This is a genomic window from Ferrovibrio sp. GW821-FHT12B10, assembly GCF_058807515.1.
The window spans coordinates 1,061,194-1,083,632 of sequence record NZ_JBXAQT010000001.1; the positions used below are offsets into that span (position 1 = coordinate 1,061,194).

Sequence of the window (22,439 nt, forward strand, 5' to 3'; positions counted from 1 at the left end):
GCTTCCGCGTCCGCCATCCGCCTGCGAGCGGCGATAAAAATCCACAATCGGTGAGTTACCATGACCAGCAAATCCCAAGGTGCGGGTGAAAACATCCCGCAGAATGTCGATCTCGATGCTCTCGTCGAGATGGCAGATCGCGGCGGCCGCCATCCCGGCCCGATCGTCACCAAGGCAATCGCATTCGCAGCCATCGCCTGGTCGCTGTTCCAGCTCTGGTATGCCTCACCGCTGCCCTTCATCTTCCATGTCGGTATCTTCAACGACACCGAGGCGCGCTGCATTCACCTTGCCTTCGCGCTGTTCCTCGCCTTCGCCGCCTATCCGGCCAGCGTGAAAGCGCCGCGCGATCGCATCCCGGCCTATGACTGGATCTTCATCGTCCTGTCGATTGCCGCCGTGCTGTACCTGGTCGTTTTCTACCGTGCGCTCTCGACCCGCCCCGGCCTGCCGACACCCGCCGACATAACCGTATCAGTGGTTGGCGTGCTGGTGCTGCTGGAAGCCTCGCGCCGCGCTGACGGCATCTGGATGCCGATCACCTGCGTGATCCTGCTCATCTACGTCTTCACCGGTCCCTGGCTGCCGGAGATGATCTCACACAAGGGCGCCTCGCTCAGCCGCGCCGCCTCGCAGTTCTGGCTCACCACTGAAGGCGTGTTCGGCGTCGCTTTGGGTGTCTCGACCGCCTTCATCTTCCTCTTCGTACTGTTTGGCGCGCTGCTGGAGAAAGCCGGCGCCGGCAATTACTTCATCCAGGTTGCCTTCTCGCTGCTCGGCCAATTCCGCGGCGGCCCGGCCAAGGCAGGCGTCGTCTCGTCGGGCCTGACCGGCATGATCTCCGGCTCCTCGGTCGCCAATGTGGTGACCACCGGCACCTTCACCATCCCGCTGATGAAGCGCGTCGGCTACAAGCCGACCCAGGCCGCCGCCATCGAATCCGCGGCCGGCGTCAACGGCCAGCTGATGCCCCCCGTGATGGGCGCCGCTGCCTTCATCATGGCCGAATATGTCGGCATTCCTTATTCGCAGGTGGTGAAGCACGCCTTCCTGCCGGCGATCATGACCTATGGCGCGCTGTTCTACATCGTCGATATCGAGGCGATGAAGGCTGGCATGAAAGGCATTCCGCTGACTCGCACGCGCAGCATCGCCGCCTCGGCCCTGCGCGGCCTGATGACCATCTGCGGCTTCATCATCCTCTGTGGCATCGTCAAATATGGCCTGGGCTGGATGACGGACGTCTTCGGCGGCGCCGCCACCTGGATCGCCATGGTGCTGCTGGTTCTCGCCTATGCCGGCCTGGTGCGCCTGCGCGCCAAGAACCCCGACCTGCCGATCGACGACCCGACCAAGCCGCTAGTCACCGTGCCCGATTTCTTCGAGACGGCGCGCACAGGGCTGCACTACCTGCTGCCGGTCGGCGTGCTGATCTGGTGCCTGATGATCGAAGAGCTGTCGCCCGGTCTCTCGGCCTTCTGGGGCTGCGTCGCCATGGCATCCGTGGTGCTGACCCAGCATCCGCTGACCGCCTATTTCCGCAAGGAAGGCGACATGCATGCACGCTGGAAGCAGGGCTGGACCGACTTCGTCAGCGGTCTGGAAACCGGTGGCCGCAACATGGCCGCCGTCGGCATCGCCACGGCTGCGGCCGGCATCATCGTCGGCACCGTGACGCTGACCGGCATCGGCCTGGTGCTGGTCGAGGTGGTCGAATTCCTGTCGGCCGGCAACTTCGTGATCATGCTGATGCTGGTTGCCGTCATCAACATCGTGCTGGGCACCGGCCTGCCGACCACGGCGAGCTATGTCGTCGTCGCCACGCTGATGGCGCCGGTGGTGGTGGAGATCGCGCAGCTCAACGACCTGATCGTTCCACTGATCGCCGTGCATATGTTCGTCTTCTACTTCGGCCTGATGGCTGACGTCTCGCCGCCGGTGGGTCTTGCCGCCTATGCCGCCGGCGCGATCGCCGGCGCCGATCCGATGAAGGTGGGCTGGCAGGCAACGATTTATGAATCGCGCACGGCCGTACTGCCCTTCATGTTCATCTTCAACACCCAGTTGCTGATGATCGATATTGGTGGCGTGGTAGAGTTCCTGGTCGTGGTGCTCTGCGCCACGCTGGCCATGGGTGCCTTTGTCGCCGCGACCCAGCGCTGGCTGCTGACCAAATGCAGCTGGGTGGAAGTGGTTCTGCTGCTGCTGGTGTGCTTCACGCTGCTGCGCCCGAACTACTGGATGGACCAGATCATCCCGCCGTACCAGGACCTGCCGTCCAGCCAGTTCACCCAGATCGTGGACCAGACCAAGCCCGGTGACGCCGTGCGCTTCCGCCTGCTGGCACAGGACCGCGATGGCGACGATGTCGAAAAGGCCATCCGCCTGAACCTGGCGAGCGGCAACACGGTGGCCGAGAAGCTGCAGGCCGCGGGTATCACCGTGATCCAGCAGGGCAACCGGCTGGTCGTTGGCACGGTGCGGCCGAGCTCGGAAGCCGCCAAGCTACAGGTCCGTACCGGGAATGAGGTGATCGGCGTCAAGCAGCCGAACCCGCGCCCCAATCCCTACTGGGTCGCGGCCCCGGCCATTGTGCTCTACGCTCTGATCATCCTGTGGCAGATCCGGCGCCGCCGGATCGAGCGGGGGGTAGCGCAGCCCGCCTGATCGTCGTAAATGATGGTCCCATGAAGACCGTCGTTCTCTGTTCGGGTGGCATCGACAGCGTCACCCTGGCCTACAAGACGGCGGTCGAGCGCAAGCTCGACCGCCTTATTTCTTTCGACTATGGCCAGCGCCATCGTCGAGAGATCGAGCATGCCGCGCGCATCGCCAAGGAACTGGGCGCACGCCACGATGTGGTGGACATCACCAGCCTCGGACGCTTTCTCACCTCGTCCTCGCTGATCAGCGGCGGCAATGCGATCCCGGACGGGCATTACGCGCAGGACAACATGAAGTCCACCGTGGTGCCCAACCGCAATGCCATCATGCTGAGCATCGCCTTCGGCATCGCCGCTGGCGCCCAGGCCGATGCGGTGGGCATCGCCGTGCATAGTGGCGACCATTTCATCTATCCCGACTGCCGCCCAGCCTTCGTCGAGGCTTTCCGCGCCATGCAGGACTGCGCGCTGGAGGACATGTGGGAGGTCGAGCTCTATGCGCCCTTCACCGGCACCGACAAGGCCGGCATCGTCGCCGAGGGCGCCAGGCTGGGCGTGCCCTATCACCTGACCTGGAGCTGCTACAAGGGCGGCGCGCAGCATTGCGGGCGGTGCGGCACCTGCGTGGAGCGGCGCGAAGCCTTCCATCTGGCCGATGTGCCCGATCCCACGCAGTACGAGGATCCGGATTACTGGCTGCAGGCCATCGCCGAGATGAAAGCCAAAAAGAAATAGCTGGAAAGAAAAAGGCGGCTCGTAAGCCGCCTTTTTTAATCAGGCTGCGGCAATGCCAAGCCGCTGGTCGCGATCGCGCAAGAGCCGGATGACCGGCAGGCTAAGCAACACCATCCAAGCCTTACCGATGATCTGCCCGCCCAGATAGTCGAGGCTGCCGAAGGCAAGATAGAGGAACACGACGGAGTCGACGCAGAGGCCGGCCAGGCTGGACAGCAGCACGGCACGGATCAGGCCGCGCTTCTGCAGCGGCGTGTAAACGGCGAAATCGGCCAGCTCGGATAGCAGGAAGGCGGCCATTGAGGCCGCCACCAGCGCGGGCGGCGCCACCAGGCCCGACAGCGCCGCACCGGCGAAGATGGCGCCAAGCGTCCAGCCCTTGCCCAGGCGACGCTGCACCAGATCACGCAGCACCAGCGCCAGACCGATCATCAGCACGCCGCTGGGCGCGGTAATGCCAAACGGGGCAACCGGAATGAGACAGGGCCCCTTCGGGATACAGACAGTCCCAACATTGCCGATCAGCCAATTAGCGACCGGCACGCAGGCGATAAAGGCGGCGAGATAGGCAAAGCCTTCGAAACGCTGGCGATCCATGACCCTGTTCCTGTAGCGAAAATGCCGGCGGGATATACGGCCCAGGCCGGCCGGAGGCAAGTCCGGCCGGATTAGTGACTGTATTTCCTTGGTAAATTCTTAGACAGCAGAAGCGCTGGCCCAGGGCTGGGCGATCTCGGCCATGCCGCTGCAGACGCCATCCGGCCCGAACATCACCGCACTGGGGCAGGCATAGTTGAGCGGCAGGGGATCGCGGCGCTTGGGCAAGGCACCGGGGAAGCGGCCTCTGACTGCATCCTGCACACCCTGGTCATGCTGCGGATCGTACCAAGGCTGCCCCATCACGCTGGCATCGATGCGCGGCTGATGGAAGGCGGCTTCCAACGGCATCTTGTAGTCGATCAGGAAAGATAGGATTTGCATCACTGCCGGCATGATACGACGACCGCCAGACGCGCCAGCCGCCAGCCAGGGCCGGTCGCCATCCAGCACGAGTGTGGGCAGCATGTTGCTCAAGGGGCGCTTGCCGGCGCCGATGGAATTCGGACGGCCAGGGCGGGTGTCGAACCACATGATGCCGTTATTCATGATGATGCCACTTTCGGGCAGCATGACACAGCTGCCGAAGGCCGAGAGCAGCGTCTGGGTCAGCGCCACCATATTGCCGTCACCGTCCACCACGCAAAGATGGCTGGTGCAGCTCTTGCCGTTGTCGGTATCCCCCATGCCGATTAGGCGCTTCTCGTAGGCTTCGGTCAGACCTTCGATATAGGCGACATAGCTCTGCCCCGAGAGGCCCTTGCGATCCAGCTTCGGGCCGGCGACCTCGAAGGCGTCACGTAGGCTTGGCCCAGCCGTGAGGTTCGGCGTCAGCAGCAGCGTCTTGCCGCCGTAATCATAGCGCAGCGGTTCGAGCAGACGGGCGCGATAGCCGCTGAGATCGGCGGCCGAAATCTTCGAACCGCCCTTCGCCAGATCGGCGACGATCTTCTTGGCCAGCTCGCCTTCGTAATAGTCGCGCGGGCCGGCCTGGGATAGCCGCTGCAGGCTGGCCAACAGCGCCACGTTCTTCAGATAACCGCCGGCCTCCGCGCCCGGCGGAAACCCGTCGGCCAGGAACAGTGCTTTCGCCGCCGGCGATTTCGCCAGGCTGCGCGCCGCATTGGTCACCTGCAGGCTGAGGAACCAGTCGGTCTCCATGCCGCGTTTCGCCAGTTCGATCGCCGGCGCCAGCATCTCGCTCCAGCTGCGGGTGCCGAAGCTTTCCAGTGCCAGTCGCATGCCATCGACCTGACCCGGCACGGCCATAGCCGGATAGCCGATAATGTTGCGGTCTTCCAGGACGGCTGGCCAGCCGAACATGTCGCCGCCCTTGCCTTCCACCAGGGGGTAATCGGCTGGATCAAGCCCAGCCGCGCTGATCATGCCGAAGTCGATCACATGCGCCTGCTTGGTACGGGCGCAATAAACCTGCATGTAACCGCCGCCGCCGATGCCACTCATCCACGGCTCCAACACGCTGACGGCAAAGGAGGTGGCGACGGCGGCGTCAATGGCATTGCCGCCAGCGCGCAGCACCGCCGCGCCGACATCGGCGGCGGCCTGGTTCTGCGACACCACCACGCCGCGACGACTGCTGGCCGCCGATTTACGGAACTGCAGGGTACGATTCAGGTTGGATGACATGACGAGACTCTCTCTACTTTATTTTTGAAATCTTACTCGGCGGCGAAAGGATCGGCCACGCGCGGCCAGTAGGGCCCGCGCACTTTCTGGAAGGGAATATCGGCGAAATCCGACCGCATGGCGCCCGCCGCCTCGACATGCAGGATCTCGCCGGCAATCGGCGCGAAGCCGGCGTGAAAATGCTGCGTCGACTTCACCACGATGATCGCCTTGGACGCCACATCGATGCCGAACTGGCTGAAGGCATCGGGATGGAAGGTCTGCGTGCGATTGGAATTCAACACCAGGTCGATGCCATTCCCGGCCTGCACCCAGACCGCCGGCCCCATCGACAGGCGGCCGGCGAGCGCCGACTGCGCCGCATCCTCGATCACGTGCTTCACCGTCACCGTCAGGTCGAGCGGATCGCCCGAAACCGGACCGCATTTGCCGCCGACGCGCAACTCCAGGACCGCACCTTCGCCGGCGTCGCGGCAGAACCGCACCGCCATCGGATCCCAGTAGACGCCGCTCACAACATTGCCGATGCCGCGTTCGATCATGCGGCGCAAGATGAAGGTGGCATCACCCGGTGCACCGCCGCCGGGATTATCGGTGACATCGGCCAGCACCACGGGACGCTTGGCGTCGGCGGCAATGGTGCGATCCAGCGCCGCATCGATGCTCAGATTCCGCGCCGCCGTCTGCTCACGCAGGCTCCATATCTTCTTGCCGAAGCGCTCGGCCACCGCGGCAGCCTTGGCGCCGTCACCATCGGCGATCACGATCATCTTGGCCGTGGCATCGGGCACATCCTGCATGGGAAAGCCATGCGCGAAGGAAACCGAGAGGATCCCATCCTTGCCTTCCTGCGCCTGCATTTCGGCAACGAAGGATTTCATTGGTTCCAGCGGGGTGCGCCACAGATTGATCATGCGCGTATCGAATACCGCCATCACCGGCTTCACGCCGCCCTGATGCTTGGCCAGCAGGATGTCATACAGTTCCTGCGCCCGCTCCTTGCTGTCGGTGTGCGGGTACTCTTTGAAGGTTATCAGCGCATCGGCGTTCGCCAGCATTTTTGCGGTGATCGAGCAATGCAGATCGAGCTCGGCGCCGACGGCGGCCTTCGGCCCGACGATCTGCCGCACGCGCTCGAGCAGGTCGCCCTCGCAATCGTCATAGCCATCGGCCACCATGGCGCCGTGCATGCTGAGCAGCACGATATCGATCGGCATGGCGGCCTGCAGATCACGCAGGATTTCCTCGCGGAATCCCTCGTAAACCTTGCGCACCGTCACGCCGGCCGGCTGGGCGAAGGCCGACAGGCTTTCAGTCACCTTGGCCTGCTGGGCCTCGGCGGCCTGACGCCACAGATGCAACGGCGCCGAGAACAGGTTCTCCGGCCGCCGGGTTGCATCACCGTGGAACAGCATCCATTCCCGAAATCCGTCCTCCCCGGTGGGCAACGGCGAAAAGGTATTGGTCTCGGTTCCCAGGCAGGCGATGAACACATTCATCGAACAGATTCTCCTCAGTCAGCAGGCCGGTATGAAACAGATACCGGGAAGATCGTTCGTGCAAGATCGAATCCGCTTGACGAAGGGCGGTTCATTGGACCACGCTTTCCGGATGTCGCAAATCTTCTGACAGGGGGTATCAATGAAGAAGAACACGTCCTCCACCCGCGTTTTGACTGGTTCGCCCGCATTGCGGACCAATCTGCGCCGCCTCGGCTACGCTGCCTCATTTGTGGCCTTTGCTGCTGCATTTGGCGGCATCACGATGAACGATGCAGCAGCGCAAGACAACAAGAAGGTTCTGCGCTTCATTCCGCATTCGGGCCTGCGTACTACCGACCCGATCATCACCACCGCCTTCATCTCGCGCAACCACGGCTACATGATCTACGACACCCTCTTCGGTGTTGACGACAAGATGCAGGTCAAGCCGCAGATGGTCGAGAAGTACGAGGTCAGCGGCGACAAGCTGACCTACACCTTCACGCTGCGTGACGGACTGAAATTCCACAATGGCGCGCCAGTCACCTCCACCGATGTCGTTGCCTCGCTGCAGCGCTGGGGCAAGGCTGACGGCATGGGCCAGAAACTGATGTCCTTCACCAAGGACCTCACCGCAGTGAACGACAAGACCTTCCAGCTGGTGCTGAAGGAACCCTATGGCCTGGTGCTCGACTCGCTGGGCAAGCCCAGTTCGAACGTGCCCTTCATCATGCCGAAGGCAATGGCCGATACGCCGCACACCCAGAACGTGCCCGACGAAATCGGTTCCGGCCCGTATCGCATGATCAAGGCTGAGTTCCAGCCTGGCGTGAAGGTGGTTTACGAGAAGAACCCCGACTACAAACCGCGCACGGAAGCCCCCTCCTTCATGAGCGGCGGCAAGGTGGTGAAGGTCGACCGCGTCGAGTGGATCACCATGACCGATCCGCAGACGGCGATGAACGCCATCACCAAGGGCGAAATCGATATCTGGGAGCAGGCCTCCTACGACCTTCTGCCGGAGCTGAAGAAGTCCAAGGACGTCCTGGTCAAGGATTTCGGTCCGCTCGGCATGAACTACATGATGCGCATGAACTGGCTGCAGCCGCCGCTGGATAACGTGAAGATCCGCCAGGCGATCATGGCCGCGACCTTCCAGGAAGACTATCTGGCCGCCCAGGTCGGCGATCCGGAATACTACAAGGTCTGCGGCGCCATGTTCGGTTGCAGCACCCCGCTGAAGAGCGAGGAAGGCGCCACCAACACAAAGAAGCCCGACCTGGCCAAGGCCAAGAAGATGCTGGCGGAAAGCGGCTACAAGGGCGAGAAGATCGTCATCATGGCCCCGACCGACCTGAACAGCATCAGCCAGCTCCCGCTGGTGACCACGCCGGCCCTGAAGGCGATCGGCTTGAATATCGACATGCAGTCGATGGACTGGCAGACACTCGTCGGCCGCCGCGCCAAGATGGACGGCATCGATCAGGGCGGCTGGCATATCTTCCACACCGCCTGGGGCACCGCCGACATGATGAACCCGATCGGCAATGCCGGCGTGCGCGGCCTGGGCAAGACCGGCGGCTTCTTCGGCTGGACCGAGGATGCCGAACTCGAGAAGCTGCGCGACGCTTATGCGCGGGAGACCGATCCGGCGAAGCAGAAGGAGTTGGCCATCGCGGTGCAGAAGCGCGCCTATGAGATGGTCACCTACATCCCGCTGGGCGAATATTTCCAGCCCTCGGCCATCCGCAAGAATGTCGAAGGCATGCTGCCGAGCCCGGCTTACATCCTTTGGAATGTCGAGAAAAAGTAAGATCAGCGCATCATCGTCCGGTTAAGTTTTACCCATGTTGCGTTTGATCCTGTCGCGTCTGGTGGCTGCCATCCCCGTCATGGGGGTGGTAGCCATCTTCGTCTTCCTCATGCTGCGCCTCAGCCCTGGCGATCCGGCCGCTATCCTGGCCGGTGATGTCGCCACACCCGAGGTGATCGCCGCGATCCGCAGCGATCTCGGCCTCGACCGCCCGATCCCCGAGCAGTTCATCACCTGGATCGGCCAGCTGGCACAGGGCAACCTTGGCCATTCCGTCTTCTCCAAGCAGCCGGTCACCATGCTGATCGGTCAGCGCGTCGAACCCACGATTTCACTGGCGCTCTGCACGCTGCTGTTCGCCATTCTCGTCGCCGTGCCAATGGGCATCCTGGCCGCCTGGAAGCAGGGCAGCTGGATCGACCGCGGCATCATGGCCCTATCAGTCGCCGGCTTTTCGATTCCGGTCTTTGTGCTGGGCTACATTCTGATCTTCGTCTTCTCGATGAAGCTCGACATCTTCCCGGTCCAGGGCTTCGCCTCGATCCGCGAGGGCCTGCCGGCCTTCCTGGCCCGCATCGCGCTGCCCACCTTTGCACTCAGCTTCATCTATATCGCGCTGTTCGCCCGCATCACCCGCGCCGCCATGCTGGATGTGCTGGGCGAGGACTACATCCGCACCGCCCATGCCAAGGGCCTGAAGGAACGCGTTGTGCTGGTCAAGCACGCGCTGCGCAACGCCGCCATCCCGATCGTCTCGGTGATCGGCATCGGCTTCGCACTCCTGATCGGCGGCGTGGTGATCACCGAAACTGTGTTCAATATCCCCGGTGTTGGCCGCCTGGTGGTGGATGCCGTTCTGGCTCGCGACTACCCGATCATCCAGGGCATTATCCTGCTGTTCTCAGGCATCTATGTCCTGATCAACCTGGCGATCGACATCGCCTATGTACTGCTCGACCCCAGAATCCGGTACTGATGCGCGCTTTTCTCCAGCACCAAGCATTTCGCAATCCCTCGGTCGTGATCGGCGGCGGCATCCTGCTGCTGCTGCTGCTCATCGCTCTGCTTGCGCCCTTCCTGACGCAGTATGACCCGCTGCAGATCGCGCCGCGCTTCCGGCTCAAGCCGCCATCGGATGAATTCCCGATGGGCACCGACATGCTGGGTCGAGACGTCTGGACCCGCGTTGTGCATGGCGGCCGCGTCTCGCTGCTGGTCAGCGCCTGCGTCGCCACCATCGCCATCAGCATTGGCCTGACCATCGGCCTGGTCGCCGGCTATATCCGCTGGCTGGACGGCATCGTGATGCGCGCCATGGATGGCCTGATGGCCATCCCGGGCATCTTGCTGGCCATCGCGCTAGTCAGCCTGAGCGGCGCCTCATTGCTGACCGTGATCGTCGCCATCGTCATCCCGGAAATCCCGCGTGTCGCCCGCCTGGTGCGCAGCGTGGTACTCTCGATCCGCGAAGAACCCTATGTCGAGGCCGCCGTCGGCCTGGGCACCCCCACCATCAAGATCCTGCTGAATCACATCCTGCCCAACACTGTCGCGCCACTGATCGTGCAGGGCACATATATCTGCGCCTCCGCCATCCTGACGGAATCGATCCTCAGCTTCCTGGGCGCCGGCCTGCCCACCGACATCCCGACCTGGGGCAACATCATTGCCGAGGGGCGCGCCGTGTTCCAGCGCGCGCCCTGGATCATCCTGTTCCCCGGCGGTTTCCTCGCCTGCACCATCCTGGCTGTCAACATCATGGGTGACGGCCTGCGCGATACGCTCGATCCGCGCATGAAAAAGCGGCTGGGGGCCTGATCCGATGTCAGAAGCCAAAACCGCACCGGTTCTCAGCGTCAAGAATCTGGCTGTCGCGCTGCCCAAGGGTGGCGACCGCAACCTGGCTGTCCAGAATATCAGTTTCGAGGTGATGCCCGGCGAGATCGTCTGCCTGGTCGGCGAAAGCGGCTCGGGCAAATCGGTCACCGCCAGCACCGTGATGGGGCTGGGCAGTCTGCCGATCGTCAGCGGCGAAATCAGGCTGGAAGGCGAAGACCTGCGCCAGGCCTCGAAAGCGCGCTTGCGCGATCTGCGCGGCAGCCGCATGTCAATGATCTTCCAGGAACCGATGACGGCGCTCAACCCTGTGCACCGCGTCGGCGCACAGGTGGTGGAGTTGCTGGCCGCCCACAGCTGGACCGGCCGCGGCGTCAGCCGGGAAGAGCGCGTGCAGCAGCTGTTCGCCGACGTGCATCTGCCTGATCCAGAGCGCCTGATGAATGCCTATCCGCATCAGCTGTCCGGCGGCCAGCGTCAGCGCGTCATGATCGCCATGGCACTGGCGCTTGAGCCCGCATTGCTGATTGCAGATGAGCCGACCACAGCGCTGGATGTCACCACCCAGGCGCAGATTCTGAGCCTGCTGCGCGAACTTCAGCAGAAGCGCGGCACCGGCGTGCTGTTCATCACCCATGACTTCGGTGTGGTGGCCGATATCGCCGACCGCGTGGTCGTCATGCGCTATGGCGAAGTGGTCGAGACCGGCAAGACCGAAGACGTGCTCTACCGGCCGCAGCATGACTACACCAAAATGCTGATCAACGCCGTGCCCCGGCTGAAACCCCGGCAGGCCACTCCGATCACCGCCGAGCCGGTGCTGAAGGCGGAGAATCTGACCAAGACCTACGTCTCCACCAGCATGTTCAAGGGGACGCGCACCGTCCATGCCGTCGATGGCATTCAGCTGCAACTCTACAAAGGTCAGACGCTGGGCATCGTGGGTGAATCTGGCTCGGGCAAGTCGACAGCAGCGCGCTGCGTCGCCCGTCTGATCGATCCGACCGGCGGACAGATTCTTCTGGATGGCGCCGATATCGCCCATATGAACGAGCGCCAGCTGCATCCGCATCGCCGCCGCATCCAGGTTGTATTCCAGGATCCGTATCGCTCGCTCAATCCGCGCCGCACCATCGGGCAGTCAATCATCGAAGGCCCGTTGAATTACGGCATCTCGCGCAAGGAAGCGCTCGAACGCGCGCGCAGCCTGCTCAAAACGGTGGGCATCGACGCTAATGCGCTGGAGCGCTATCCACATCAATTCTCCGGCGGCCAGCGCCAGCGCCTGGCAATTGCCCGCGCGCTCGCCATGGAGCCGGAAATCCTGGTCGCTGACGAAGCCGTGTCGGCGCTGGACGTTTCGGTGCAGGCGCAGGTCCTCGATCTGCTCGAGAACATCCGTGACCAGTTCGGCATCAGCATCCTGTTCATCACCCATGACCTGCGCGTGGCAGCCCGGCTCTGCGACCGCATCGCGGTGATGCAGCGCGGCAAGATTGTCGAATTTGCCGAAACGGCACGGCTCTTCGCCGCGCCCCAGCATGAGTATACCCAGCAGCTTTTCGCCGCCCTGCCCGGTCGCGACTGGCTGGAAGACAAACAGGCAAGCTGAGACCCTACTGTCGCCAGCGATGCAGCGACCGGGTCTGGGGAGGATGCGATGTCAGCACTTCTGGATCAGGTCGATGTGACCGGCATCAAGCATGCCGTCGACAGCCTGCGCAATGAGGCGATCGACCTGCTCGCCAACATGGTGCGCTGCCCCTCCCTCCTGGGCGACGAGAAAAGCGCCCAGGATCTGGTGCGCGGCGTGTTCGAGGGCATGGACCTGCAGGTCGATGAATTCGCCATCGACGAAGCCAGATTGAAAGCCCATCCCGGCTACTCCCCCTCCATCGTCTCTTATGACGGGCGCCACAATATCGTCGGCATCCACAAGCCGCGCCATGGCACAAAAGGCAAGTCGCTGATCTTCAACGGTCATATCGATGTTGTGCCGGTCGGCTCAGAGACTCTCTGGACCAAGCCACCCTTCGAACCCTGGGTCGATGGCGACAGGCTCTATGGCCGCGGTGGTGGCGATATGAAATCCGGCATCGTCGCCTATATCATCGCCATGAAAGCGCTAAAGAAACTCGGCCTTGAACCCGCCGCCGAGGTAATCCTGCAGTCGGTGGTGGAAGAAGAATGCACCGGCAATGGCGCACTGGCCTGCCTGATGCAAGGCTATCGCGCCGATGCGGCGCTCATCCCCGAACCCTTCCAGGGCATTATGCATGCCCAGATGGGCGTGATGTGGCTGGCGCTGGAAGTGGCCGGCAAGCCGGTGCATGCCTCGGTCGCCCATACCGGCGTTGCCGCCATCGATTTCGCCCTCTACATGTTCAGCGAACTGAAAAAGCTGGAACATCAGTGGAATGCGCCGGCCGGCCGCCATGCGGAATACCATGCGCATGAGCATCCGGTGAACTTCAACCTGGGCAAGATCCAAGGCGGCGAATGGGCGTCCTCGGTCCCGACTGCCTGCCGTGCCGATATCCGGCTTGGCTTCTATCCTGGCATCACACCGGCGGAGGTACGGGAGACAGTCGAAAAGCTGTTCGCCGAAGCCCATCGCAAGCATCCGCAGAACAACAGTATTGACTACAAGGTGATCTACGAGGGCTTCCAGGCCGAAGGCTTCGTGCTCGACATCAATACGCCGATGGTCACCACGCTGGCTGACTGCCATCGCAGCGTCGCCGGCAGCGAGGTCGCGTTCAATGCCTTCACCGGCACCACCGATGCCCGCTTTTTCAATCTCTACGGCAACATCCCGGCGACCTGCTATGGGCCGAAAGCCGAGAATATCCACGGCATCGATGAGTGGGTGTCGATCGACAGCATGATGGAGGTGGCCAGCGTGCTGGCTACATTCACTGCGCGCTGGTGCGGCCTCAACCGGCTGTAGTTCTGTTTCGCCATATACAAAGAAGGCAGACTGCCATGACCGATCTGCACACGCTCACCGCTCATGATCTCTGGATGGGATACCGCACTGGCCGCATCTCGCCGCTGGAGGCGACTAAGGCAGCGCTCAAGCGCATTGAGGCCTGGGAACCCAAGATCAACGCCATGTATATCACTGACGCCGATGGCGCGCTGGCGCAGGCCAAGGCATCGGAACAGCGCTGGCGCAAGGGCGAGCAACTGAGTCCACTGGACGGCGTGCCGATCACGCTGAAGGAAAATATTGCCACAAAAGGCGCGCCGACGCCGATCGGCACGGCGGCCGCGATCCTCACACCCAGCGCCGTGGATGCGCCGCCGGCGGCGCGTGTGAAGGAGGCCGGCTGCGTCATCCTGGGCAAGACCACCATGCCCGATTTCGGCATGCTGGCATCTGGTGTCTCCAGCCTGCATGGCACGACCCACAACCCCTGGAACCTCAAGCGCAACACAGCGGGCTCATCTTCAGGTGCCGGCGCCGCCATCGCAGCGGGCTATGGCCCGCTGGCGCTGGGCACCGATATCGGCGGTTCGGTGCGTCTGCCGGCGGCCTATAACGGCATCTTCGCCTTGAAGCCCAGCCTCGGCCGCATTCCGATCAACCCGCCGGCGCTCGGCCGCGTCACCGGACCGATGACCCGCACGGTGATGGACAGCGCCATGCTGATGAACCACCTGACCCTGCCAGATGCGCGCGACTACATGTCGCTGCCCTATGTCGAGCATGACTATCCGAAGCTGCTGGACGGCGAAGCCAGGGGACTGAAGATCGGCCTGCTGCTGGATGCCGGCCTTGGCACGCCGGTGCAGCCAGCCGTGAAAGATGCCGTGGAGCGCGCAGCCAAACTGTTCGAGGCGGCCGGCGCCGCGATCGAACCGGTGAAGCCTTTCATGACCCAGGCGATGGCCGACGGCCTGAACACCTTTTTCCAGTCGCGTGCCTATGCCGATTTCTCCGCCATGTCGCCGGAACGCCAGGCCAAGGTGCTGCCCTATATTGCCAGATGGTGCGGCATGGCCGCCGGATACACGGCCGTGGACGCCCTGCGCGGCCTGGGCCAGGTCTTCGCCCTGCGCGAGGCCACCGTGGCCGCGACGATAGCCTTTGACTATGTGCTGTCGCCGACCTCGCCGATCACAGCCTACGATGCCGAGGAAGCCGCGCCGGGCAATGATCCGCAATACAAGTCCGAGCACATCCGTTTCACCGCACCCTTCAACATGTCCGAGCAGCCGGCAGCCTCGATTTGCGCCGGCTATGACGGCGACGGCCTGCCCATCGGCCTGCAGATCATTGGCCGCCGCTTCGACGATGTCGGTGTGCTGCGTATGGCGCATCTGTACGAGCAGATGCGGCCAGCCCTGCGCCCCTGGCCGGAGCCCTGAGTCTTATCTGGATTTCATGCCAAGCAGAAACGCGGCCGAGCCGCAGAACCGGCCGGCGTCGCGCAGGCCCTTGTTCCTGAAATCGGTCAGCAGGTACAGCGGCGCCTTCAGGCCATAGCGCAGCAGGTTGGGTAATGCGATGCGCAGCATTGCCGCCGTACCGTTGTATTTCTTCTCGATATAAAGCCGCGACCAGGCAAAGTGCCAGTATTTCACCCAGTGCTTGTCCCAGCTGCGCCTGACCGATCCCCCGCCGACATGATCGGCGACCGCATCGGCGACGCGGACCAGCGACCAGCCTGCTCGCTGCAGGCGGATGCAGAAATCATCATCCTCGTAATAGAGAAAAATCGCCGTGTCGAAGCCGCCGATCTGCTCGACGGCCTGGCGCCGCACCAGCATCGCAGCTCCCGAAACATAGCCGGCGCAGATGTCACCCTCGGGCTCCGGGTCATGGCGGCGCGAGGGCATTGTCGCCCGGGTAAACATGTCGACATCATGCGACACCTCCCAGCCATTGGCCGGAGTGCGCAGCCCCGGCGCCAGGATGCCGGCCTCAGGATAGCGACGGGCCGCGTCCAGCAACCGGTCCAGACAATCTGGCCGCAGCTTCGCATCGGGATTGAGCAGCAGGATGAAATCGCTGTCGGCCTTATCGATGCCCTGATTGGTCGCTGCGCCGAAACCGACATTCACATCATTGACGATCAGGGTGGCGCGCTGCGCCGCCCGCACGATGTCACGCGTTGCATCGCCACTCAGGTTGTCCGTGACGATCGCCGGCCGGCCGGGCGGCAGATTGGCCAGCCATTCCCCGATCACCCCTTCACTGAAGCAGGTGACTGTCACCACGGTGACGCTGGGGGAGAGCGCTGAATCTGCAGAGGACATCACGGGAGCGCGGCATTGCTTCGGAGGGGTGTTTTTTACAAGGATTCAACTGCAGGCGCCAGACGGCCGGGCCACACCCCTATGGACTTGTATATACAATTAAACCTATACTATCGGCCGGACCAGTCAGGGCAGGAAAAACATGTCCGCGTCAGCCTCCGCCGCGCAGAACGGACCGACCCCGCGTTACCGCCGGGTCAAGGAATTCATTGTCCGCCATCTTGAGGCTGGCGACTGGCGCGCCGGCGACCAGGTCCCCTCCGAAAGCGCCCTGGTCAAGCAGCTCAAAGTCAGCCGCATGACGGTCAACCGCGCCCTGCGTGAGCTGACCCATGAAGGCCTGCTGGTGCGCGTGCAGGGCACCGGGACTTTCGTGGCCGAGAAACGCCCGATCTTCAACCTGGTCGAGCTGCGCAATATCGCCGAAGAGATCGCCGAACGCGGCCAGCGCCATGCCGCCCGCGTCGAGCTACTGAAGACGGAAAAGGCCAGCCCCGAGATCGCCCGCGAACTGGGCCTGAACCCGAATGCCGCTGTCTATCATTCGGTGCTGGTGCATCTGGCCGACGGCGTGCCCCTGCAGGTGGAAGACCGCTTCGTCAATCCTGCCACCGCGCAGGGCTATCTGGACACCGACTTCACCACGGTCACGCCCAATGAATTCCTGATGCGCTCGGCACCGGCAACCGAGGTTGAGCATATCGTCGAGGCCGCCATGCCCGATCCGCGCATCCGCAAGCTGCTGAAGATGGCCGCCGGCGAACCCTGCCTGCGCCTACGTCGCCGCACCTGGGCCGGCGCGCAGATCGTCTCGGCCGCCACGCTTTACTATCCGGGCCATGCGCACCGTTTCGCCACCCGTTTCTCCTATCGCGCCGACGGCACGTCGAAGCGCACACATCTGTAACGAGGCCTTCGTATGTCCGATAATCGCCGCGACAACACCCGCGTCATCCGCAGCCCTCATGGCAGTGAGATGCACACGAGCAACTGGCAGATCGAAGCGGCCTACCGGATGCTGCGCAACAACCTCGATCCCGATGTGGCCGAGAAGCCGGAAGAGCTGGTGGTTTATGGCGGCATCGGCCGGGCGGCGCGCAACTGGCAGAGTTTCGACCAGATCCAGAAAGCACTGACCGTGCTGAAGCCCGACGAGACGCTGCTGGTGCAATCGGGCAAGCCGGTCGGCGTGTTCCGTACGCATGAAGATGCCCCGCGCGTGCTGATCGCCAATTCCAATCTGGTGCCTGAATGGGCGACCTGGGAGCATTTCCACGAGCTCGACCGCAAGGGCCTGATGATGTACGGCCAGATGACGGCCGGCTCCTGGATCTATATCGGCAGCCAGGGCATCGTGCAGGGCACGTATGAAACCTTCGTCGAGATGGGTCGCCAGCATTACGGCGGCAACCTGAAGGGCCGCTGGATTCTCACAGCCGGTCTGGGCGGCATGGGTGGCGCGCAGGCGCTGGCCGCCACCATGGCCGGCGCTTCCATGCTGGCCATCGAGTGTCAGCCCTCGCGTATCGAGATGCGCCTGCGCACCGGCTATCTGGACGCAAAGGCCGAAACGCTGGACCAGGCGCTCGGCATGCTGGACGAGGCGAAGAAGGCCGGTAAGGCGATCTCCGTCGGCCTACTGGGCAATGCCGCCGAGCTGTTGCCTGAAATGGTGAAGCGCGGCATCCGTCCCGATGCGGTGACCGACCAGACCAGTGCCCATGACCCGCTGAATGGCTACCTGCCGGCCGGCTGGACGCTGGAACAGTGGGAAAAGGCACGCGAGGCCGATCCACAGGGCGTGGTGAAAGCGGCGAAAGCCTCGATGGCCCATCATGTGCGCGCCATGCTGGATTTCCAGAAGCTGGGCATCCCGACCTTCGACTACGGCAACAACATCCGCCAGATGGCCAAGGAAGTCGGCGTCACCGAAGCCTTCAACTTCCCCGGCTTCGTGCCGGCCTATATCCGCCCGCTGTTCTGCCGCGGCGTCGGCCCCTTCCGCTGGGTAGCGCTCTCGGGCGATCCGGAAGACATCTACAAGACCGATGCCAAGGTGAAGGAGCTGATCCCCGACGATCCGCACCTCCATACCTGGCTCGACATGGCCCGGCAGCGCATCAAGTTCCAAGGCCTGCCAGCCCGCATCTGCTGGGTCGGCCTGGGCCAGCGCCATCGCCTCGGCCTCGCCTTCAACGAAATGGTCAGGAACGGCGAGTTGAAAGGCCCGATCGTGATCGGCCGCGATCATCTGGATTCGGGCTCAGTCGCCAGCCCGAACCGCGAGACCGAAGCGATGAAGGACGGCTCGGATGCCGTTTCCGACTGGCCACTGTTGAATGCATTGCTGAACACCGCCTCGGGCGCCACCTGGGTGTCGCTGCATCATGGCGGCGGCGTCGGCATGGGATTCTCGCAACATGCCGGCGTGGTCATCGTTGCCGACGGCACCGAGGCGGCGGCGCGTAGACTGGAGCGGGTACTATGGAACGACCCCGCCACCGGAGTGATGCGTCACGCTGATGCCGGCTACGACATCGCCGTGAAATGCGCGGAAGATCAGGGCTTGAATCTTCCTTTCCTGAAGGCCTGATTCAGACTTCGCGCCGACGAAATCCGGGGTAAACTTCCGCTCAACCCCGGAGACGCCCCATCGGCCCGTTCAGCTCACCCAAACGCCTCGACCGCCGCCTCGTCATCTATGGTGGCAGCGGCCTGTTGATCGCCGCCCTGCTGGGCATTGTCGGCCTGGTGGTGCGCCCTGGCCCAAAGGATTCAGCCTACTACACGCCCGGCATGACGCCATCCCGTGAGGATTGCGTGATGAACAGAATGAAGACCTACGCCAAGCTCGACAAATCCGTACTGCAGAACATCGCCACCGAATGCGAGCTGACGGTGCAGAGCATCGAAGGGCATGAAAAGTTGCGGCGCGAATGGGAAGAACGCAAGGCCGCCCGTGATGCGACCGTCAAACCAGCCACCGCCGAACCGCAGCCCCAACCCGCCGAAAGCGACCGCCTGCGCCGCGTCTGGCGCTGATTACCCATCGCCGAAAAGGATACGACATGAATGCCGCCGCACCCCTGCTGCTGGATGGAGAATCGCTGACTCTCGCCGATGTGGCGTCTGTTGCTCGGCAGAATCGAGCAGCCGGTCTCTCGGATCATGGCCGGCAGAAGGTGGTAGACTGCCACGCGATGCTGCGCCGGATGATCAAGGATGGCACGCCGATCTATGGTGTCACCACCGGCTTTGGCGCGCTGGATGGCCGCCCGGTGCCGCCGGAAGCCAACCGGGCGCAACAGCACAACCTGCTGAAAAGCCATGCCGCCGGTGTCGGTGACCCGATGCCCGACGATACCGTGCGCGCGATGATGCTGATCCGCGCCAATGTGTTGGCCACAGGCCTCACCGGCGTCAGTGCGGCCTCGCTGGATGCCCTGCTCGCCATGCTGAATGGCGGCATCATTCCGCATGTGCCGCGCCGCGGTTCAGTCGGCGCCTGCGGTGATCTAGCGCCGCTCGCCCATATGGTATTGCCGATGATCGGCTTCGGCCGCGCCAAGGTGAAGGGTGGCGCCTGGACAAAGGGTGCCGCCGCCTTTGCCACCCTTGGTCTGCCACAGCCCGCGGTGGATGGCCGCGACGGCATCGCACTGATCAACGGTACTGAACAGACCACCGGCATCGGTGTCCTCGCCGCCTATGACGCCCGCCGGCTGGTGCGACTGGCGGAAGCCATCGCGGCAATGAGCCTGGAAGCACTCGGTGGCGTATCGGATGCCTTCGATGAACGCGTTGCACTGGCTAAACCGCATCCCGGCCAGATCGCCACATCGGAAGCCTTACGTCAGTACACGGCCGGCAGCACCGCTGTGCTGCCGCCGCGGCCGAGTCGCTTGCGCGACGGGCTCAGCCTGCGTTGCATTCCGCAGGTGCTGGGCGCCACGCGTGACGCTGTGGAGCATACGGCAAAGACGCTGGAGATCGAGATCAACGCCACCAACGACAACCCGATTTTCGGCCTGGCCGACGGTTTCGTCACCTCCAACTCCGGCAATTTCCACGGCCAGCGCGCCGGCGAAGTTCTGGACATGCTGGCCACCTCGGTCTCTTCGATGGCAGTGATCAGCGAGCGCCGCGCGGCACGGTTGGTGGACGAGAAGAATTCCGGCGGCCTGCCTGCTTTCCTGATCCACCCACAGGCGCGGCAGGGCGAAAATTCCGGCTTCATGATCGCGCAATACACGGCTGCATCACTGGTGGCCGAGCTGCGCATGCGCTCGGTACCGGCCTCGCTGCAGTCGGTGCCGACCTGCGCCAACACCGAGGATCATGTGCCAATGTCGCCACTGGCCGCCGAACGCGCCGCCTTCGCCGTCGACACGGCCGAAACCATCGTGGCGATCGAGGCGCTGCTCGCGGCCCAAGCCTATGATCTGCGCGGCCTGACGCCGGCGCCGGCGCTACGGCCCTTCTACGAGGCGATTCGCGCCCACGTCCCGGCGATGATCGAGGATCGCGAAATGAGCGAGGATATTTTGGCAGTGCGCACGGCGCTGGCCGGCATCGCGGTGTGAAGTACGCCTAGTGCGCGCCCTGGAACTGGGTGCGCACCAGATCGGCGAACAGGCCACCCTGCCCTGCAAGCTCGTCGAAGGTTCCGCGTTCGACGACATGACCATCCTTCAGCACCAGGATCAGGTCGGCCTGTCGCACCGTGGCAAGACGATGCGCGATGATGAAAGTCGTGCGCCCCTGCATCAGGGCGTCCAGCGCCTTCTGGATACGCGCCTCGGTGGCGGCATCCAGCGCCGAGGTCGCCTCGTCCAGGATCAGTACTGGTGGGTTCTTCAGCAGGGCACGCGCAATCGCCAGCCGCTGGCGTTCGCCGCCACTCAGGTTCACGCCACGCTCACCCACCATGGTGCTGTAGCCATTGGTCTGCCGCATGATGAAGTCGTGCGCCTCGGCCAACCTGGCTGCCTGTTCGACCTCTGCATCGGAAGCTTCCGGCCGGCCGACCCGGATATTGTCCGCGATCGAGCGATGGAAAACCGCACTGTCCTGGAACACCACGCCAATATTACGGCGCAGACTTTCCAGCGTGATGTCACGGATATCAGTGCCGTCGATGCGGATGCTGCCTGACTGCGGATCCCAGAGGCGGCTGAGCAGCGCCATCGTGGAAGTCTTGCCAGATCCCGTCGGGCCGACCAGCGCCACAGTCTTGCCTGCCGCAACCTCGAAGCTCACATCGACCACGGCGGGCCGCTTGTCGTCATAGGACAGCGTCACATTCTCAAATGTCACACTGCCGGTCAGTGCACCGGCGGTGCGGGCGCCGGGCTTGTCACGCACGGCGGATTCCGTGTCGAGGACCTGGAAGAACTCACCCAAGCTGTGCATCTGGAAGAACATGCGGCTGACAAAACCCATGGCCGCTTCCAGGCGGCCGATCAGCATGGTGGCAAAACCCATGAAGCTGACGATCTCGCCCACGCTGGTCTGCCCGTGCAGATGCAGCCAGCTGCCCAGCACGAAGATGCTGATGATGGTTATGGTGGAAGCCATGCGACTCAACACCGTCATCAGGGCCCAGAGATTGAGTACCGGGAACTGGGCCTTGAGCAGGCGTTCCATCACATTGGCGAGTTCGCGCGCTTCAAGCGCCAGACGCACGAAGCTCTGCACCAGCACCACATTGCCTAGTGCATCGCCGGCCCGTGCTGCCAGCTCGGAATGATAGCCTTCGACCTCGGCTTGGGCTTTCTCCGTTCTGGCCACCACGAAGGCGCTGACCAGCGCGAAGATCACGATTAGCCCGATCAGCAGCAGACCCAGCCGCCAATTCAGGTACAGCGACAGCGGCAGCAGCGCCAGCACGGCGACGAAAGTGGACAGATGCTCACGGAAGAAAGCCAGCCACAGGCCAAACAGGTTGTCGGCTCCGTTCAGCATGATTTTGAGCAGCGTACCGGAATGGGTCGCGCTGTGGAAGGCAACCGGCAGGCTCAGCACATGTTCGAAATACAACGCCATGGTGGCGAGCCGGCGGCGATGAGCCAGGCGATCCGCATGCAGGGCCACCAGGATGCCGGCAAAGATGCCACCCAGGCCCGCGGCGCACCAGATGATCAGCAGTTGAATGGTCTGCGCCCAACTTTCGTCCGGCGTGAGGCCAGCAGTGTTGGACAGCACGTCGATGATGCGACCAAACAGAATTGGTTCAATGAAGCCCACGCCGGCCAAGGCGATATTGGCCACAGCCAGCATGATGGCGAGGTTGCGCTCGGGCTTGAGCAGCCCGAGCACGCGGGCATAGATCTGAACGAAGCTCATGACTGGAATATGCGCCGACCGGAACAGGATCGCTAGGTCTTGCCGAACGTCTCAAAT

17 protein-coding genes are annotated in these 22,439 nt (G+C 63.3%); 12 read left to right on the forward strand and 5 right to left on the reverse strand.

Translation table 11 applies throughout. From position 1 onward, the window contains the following. The first annotated feature begins 60 nt into the window (after window positions 1–60). Both AC1RRT_RS05405 and queC read left to right on the forward strand, forming a co-directional pair. Window positions 61–2,667 (forward strand): TRAP transporter permease, encoded by a 2,607-nt coding sequence (locus AC1RRT_RS05405; RefSeq protein ID WP_493012756.1) that lies wholly within the window; start codon window positions 61–63, stop codon window positions 2,665–2,667. A gap of 20 nt (window positions 2,668–2,687) precedes the next feature. Then, the gene (gene queC, locus AC1RRT_RS05410; RefSeq protein ID WP_493012757.1) at window positions 2,688–3,398 is read left to right on the forward strand and encodes a 7-cyano-7-deazaguanine synthase QueC; all 711 of its coding nucleotides are present in this window, start codon (window positions 2,688–2,690) and stop codon (window positions 3,396–3,398) included. A gap of 39 nt (window positions 3,399–3,437) precedes the next feature. Here queC and AC1RRT_RS05415 read toward each other — a convergent pair whose 3' ends face one another. From AC1RRT_RS05415 to AC1RRT_RS05425, 3 genes are all read right to left on the reverse strand, one after another. After that, window positions 3,438–3,995 carry a VUT family protein gene (locus tag AC1RRT_RS05415; protein ID WP_493012758.1) on the reverse strand — a complete coding sequence of 186 codons (558 nt, stop codon included), beginning with the start codon at window positions 3,993–3,995 and terminating at the stop codon, window positions 3,438–3,440. Window positions 3,996–4,094: 99 nt separating this feature from the next. Further along, complete coding sequence (locus tag AC1RRT_RS05420; protein WP_493012759.1) at window positions 4,095–5,642, reverse strand: gamma-glutamyltransferase family protein; 1,548 nt, start codon at window positions 5,640–5,642, stop codon at window positions 4,095–4,097. Window positions 5,643–5,674: 32 nt separating this feature from the next. After that, complete coding sequence (locus tag AC1RRT_RS05425) at window positions 5,675–7,141, reverse strand: M81 family metallopeptidase (RefSeq protein ID WP_493012760.1); 1,467 nt, start codon at window positions 7,139–7,141, stop codon at window positions 5,675–5,677. 142 nt (window positions 7,142–7,283) lie between these two features. Between AC1RRT_RS05425 and AC1RRT_RS05430 the strand changes: the two genes are divergently transcribed. Genes AC1RRT_RS05430 through AC1RRT_RS05455 form a run of 6 tightly spaced genes read left to right on the forward strand, consistent with a single transcriptional unit; the run spans window position 7,284 to window position 15,146 of the window. After that, the gene (locus tag AC1RRT_RS05430) at window positions 7,284–8,936 is read left to right on the forward strand and encodes an ABC transporter substrate-binding protein (protein ID WP_493012761.1); all 1,653 of its coding nucleotides are present in this window, start codon (window positions 7,284–7,286) and stop codon (window positions 8,934–8,936) included. Window positions 8,937–8,970: 34 nt separating this feature from the next. After that, window positions 8,971–9,912 (forward strand): ABC transporter permease, encoded by a 942-nt coding sequence (locus AC1RRT_RS05435; protein ID WP_493012762.1) that lies wholly within the window; start codon window positions 8,971–8,973, stop codon window positions 9,910–9,912. After that, window positions 9,912–10,754, forward strand: a complete 843-nt coding sequence (locus tag AC1RRT_RS05440) for an ABC transporter permease (RefSeq protein WP_493012763.1) — start codon at window positions 9,912–9,914, stop codon at window positions 10,752–10,754. The genes AC1RRT_RS05435 and AC1RRT_RS05440 overlap by 1 nt, the downstream gene beginning before the upstream one ends. A 4-nt stretch (window positions 10,755–10,758) precedes the next feature. Next, on the forward strand, window positions 10,759–12,384 hold the full coding sequence (locus AC1RRT_RS05445) for an ABC transporter ATP-binding protein (protein ID WP_493012764.1): 1,626 nt from the start codon (window positions 10,759–10,761) through the stop codon (window positions 12,382–12,384). A 48-nt stretch (window positions 12,385–12,432) separates the two neighbouring features. Beyond that, a complete protein-coding gene (locus AC1RRT_RS05450; protein ID WP_493012765.1) occupies window positions 12,433–13,722 on the forward strand; it encodes a M20 family metallopeptidase in 1,290 nt (429 codons plus the stop codon). A 35-nt stretch (window positions 13,723–13,757) separates the two neighbouring features. Then, window positions 13,758–15,146 carry an amidase gene (locus tag AC1RRT_RS05455; RefSeq protein WP_493012766.1) on the forward strand — a complete coding sequence of 463 codons (1,389 nt, stop codon included), beginning with the start codon at window positions 13,758–13,760 and terminating at the stop codon, window positions 15,144–15,146. 3 nt (window positions 15,147–15,149) lie between these two features. On the opposite strand, the gene AC1RRT_RS05460 is transcribed toward AC1RRT_RS05455, so the two are convergent. Next, window positions 15,150–16,037 (reverse strand): glycosyltransferase family 2 protein, encoded by an 888-nt coding sequence (locus AC1RRT_RS05460; protein WP_493012767.1) that lies wholly within the window; start codon window positions 16,035–16,037, stop codon window positions 15,150–15,152. 142 nt (window positions 16,038–16,179) lie between these two features. Here AC1RRT_RS05460 and hutC point away from each other — a divergent pair, with 142 nt between their 5' ends. From hutC to AC1RRT_RS05480, 4 genes are all read left to right on the forward strand, one after another. Then, window positions 16,180–16,944 carry a histidine utilization transcriptional repressor HutC gene (gene hutC / locus AC1RRT_RS05465; protein WP_493012768.1) on the forward strand — a complete coding sequence of 255 codons (765 nt, stop codon included), beginning with the start codon at window positions 16,180–16,182 and terminating at the stop codon, window positions 16,942–16,944. 12 nt (window positions 16,945–16,956) lie between these two features. Then, entirely contained in the window at window positions 16,957–18,630 is a 1,674-nt protein-coding gene (gene hutU, locus AC1RRT_RS05470; RefSeq protein ID WP_493012769.1) for a urocanate hydratase, read from the forward strand. A gap of 125 nt (window positions 18,631–18,755) precedes the next feature. Continuing rightward, entirely contained in the window at window positions 18,756–19,079 is a 324-nt protein-coding gene (locus AC1RRT_RS05475) for a hypothetical protein (RefSeq protein WP_493012770.1), read from the forward strand. Between the two features lie 26 nt (window positions 19,080–19,105). After that, entirely contained in the window at window positions 19,106–20,620 is a 1,515-nt protein-coding gene (locus tag AC1RRT_RS05480; RefSeq protein WP_493012771.1) for an HAL/PAL/TAL family ammonia-lyase, read from the forward strand. A gap of 7 nt (window positions 20,621–20,627) precedes the next feature. Here the strand turns inward: AC1RRT_RS05480 and AC1RRT_RS05485 are convergent, their stop codons facing one another. Then, a complete protein-coding gene (locus tag AC1RRT_RS05485; protein ID WP_493012772.1) occupies window positions 20,628–22,382 on the reverse strand; it encodes a glucan ABC transporter ATP-binding protein/ permease in 1,755 nt (584 codons plus the stop codon). Between the last annotated feature and the right edge of the window lie 57 nt (window positions 22,383–22,439).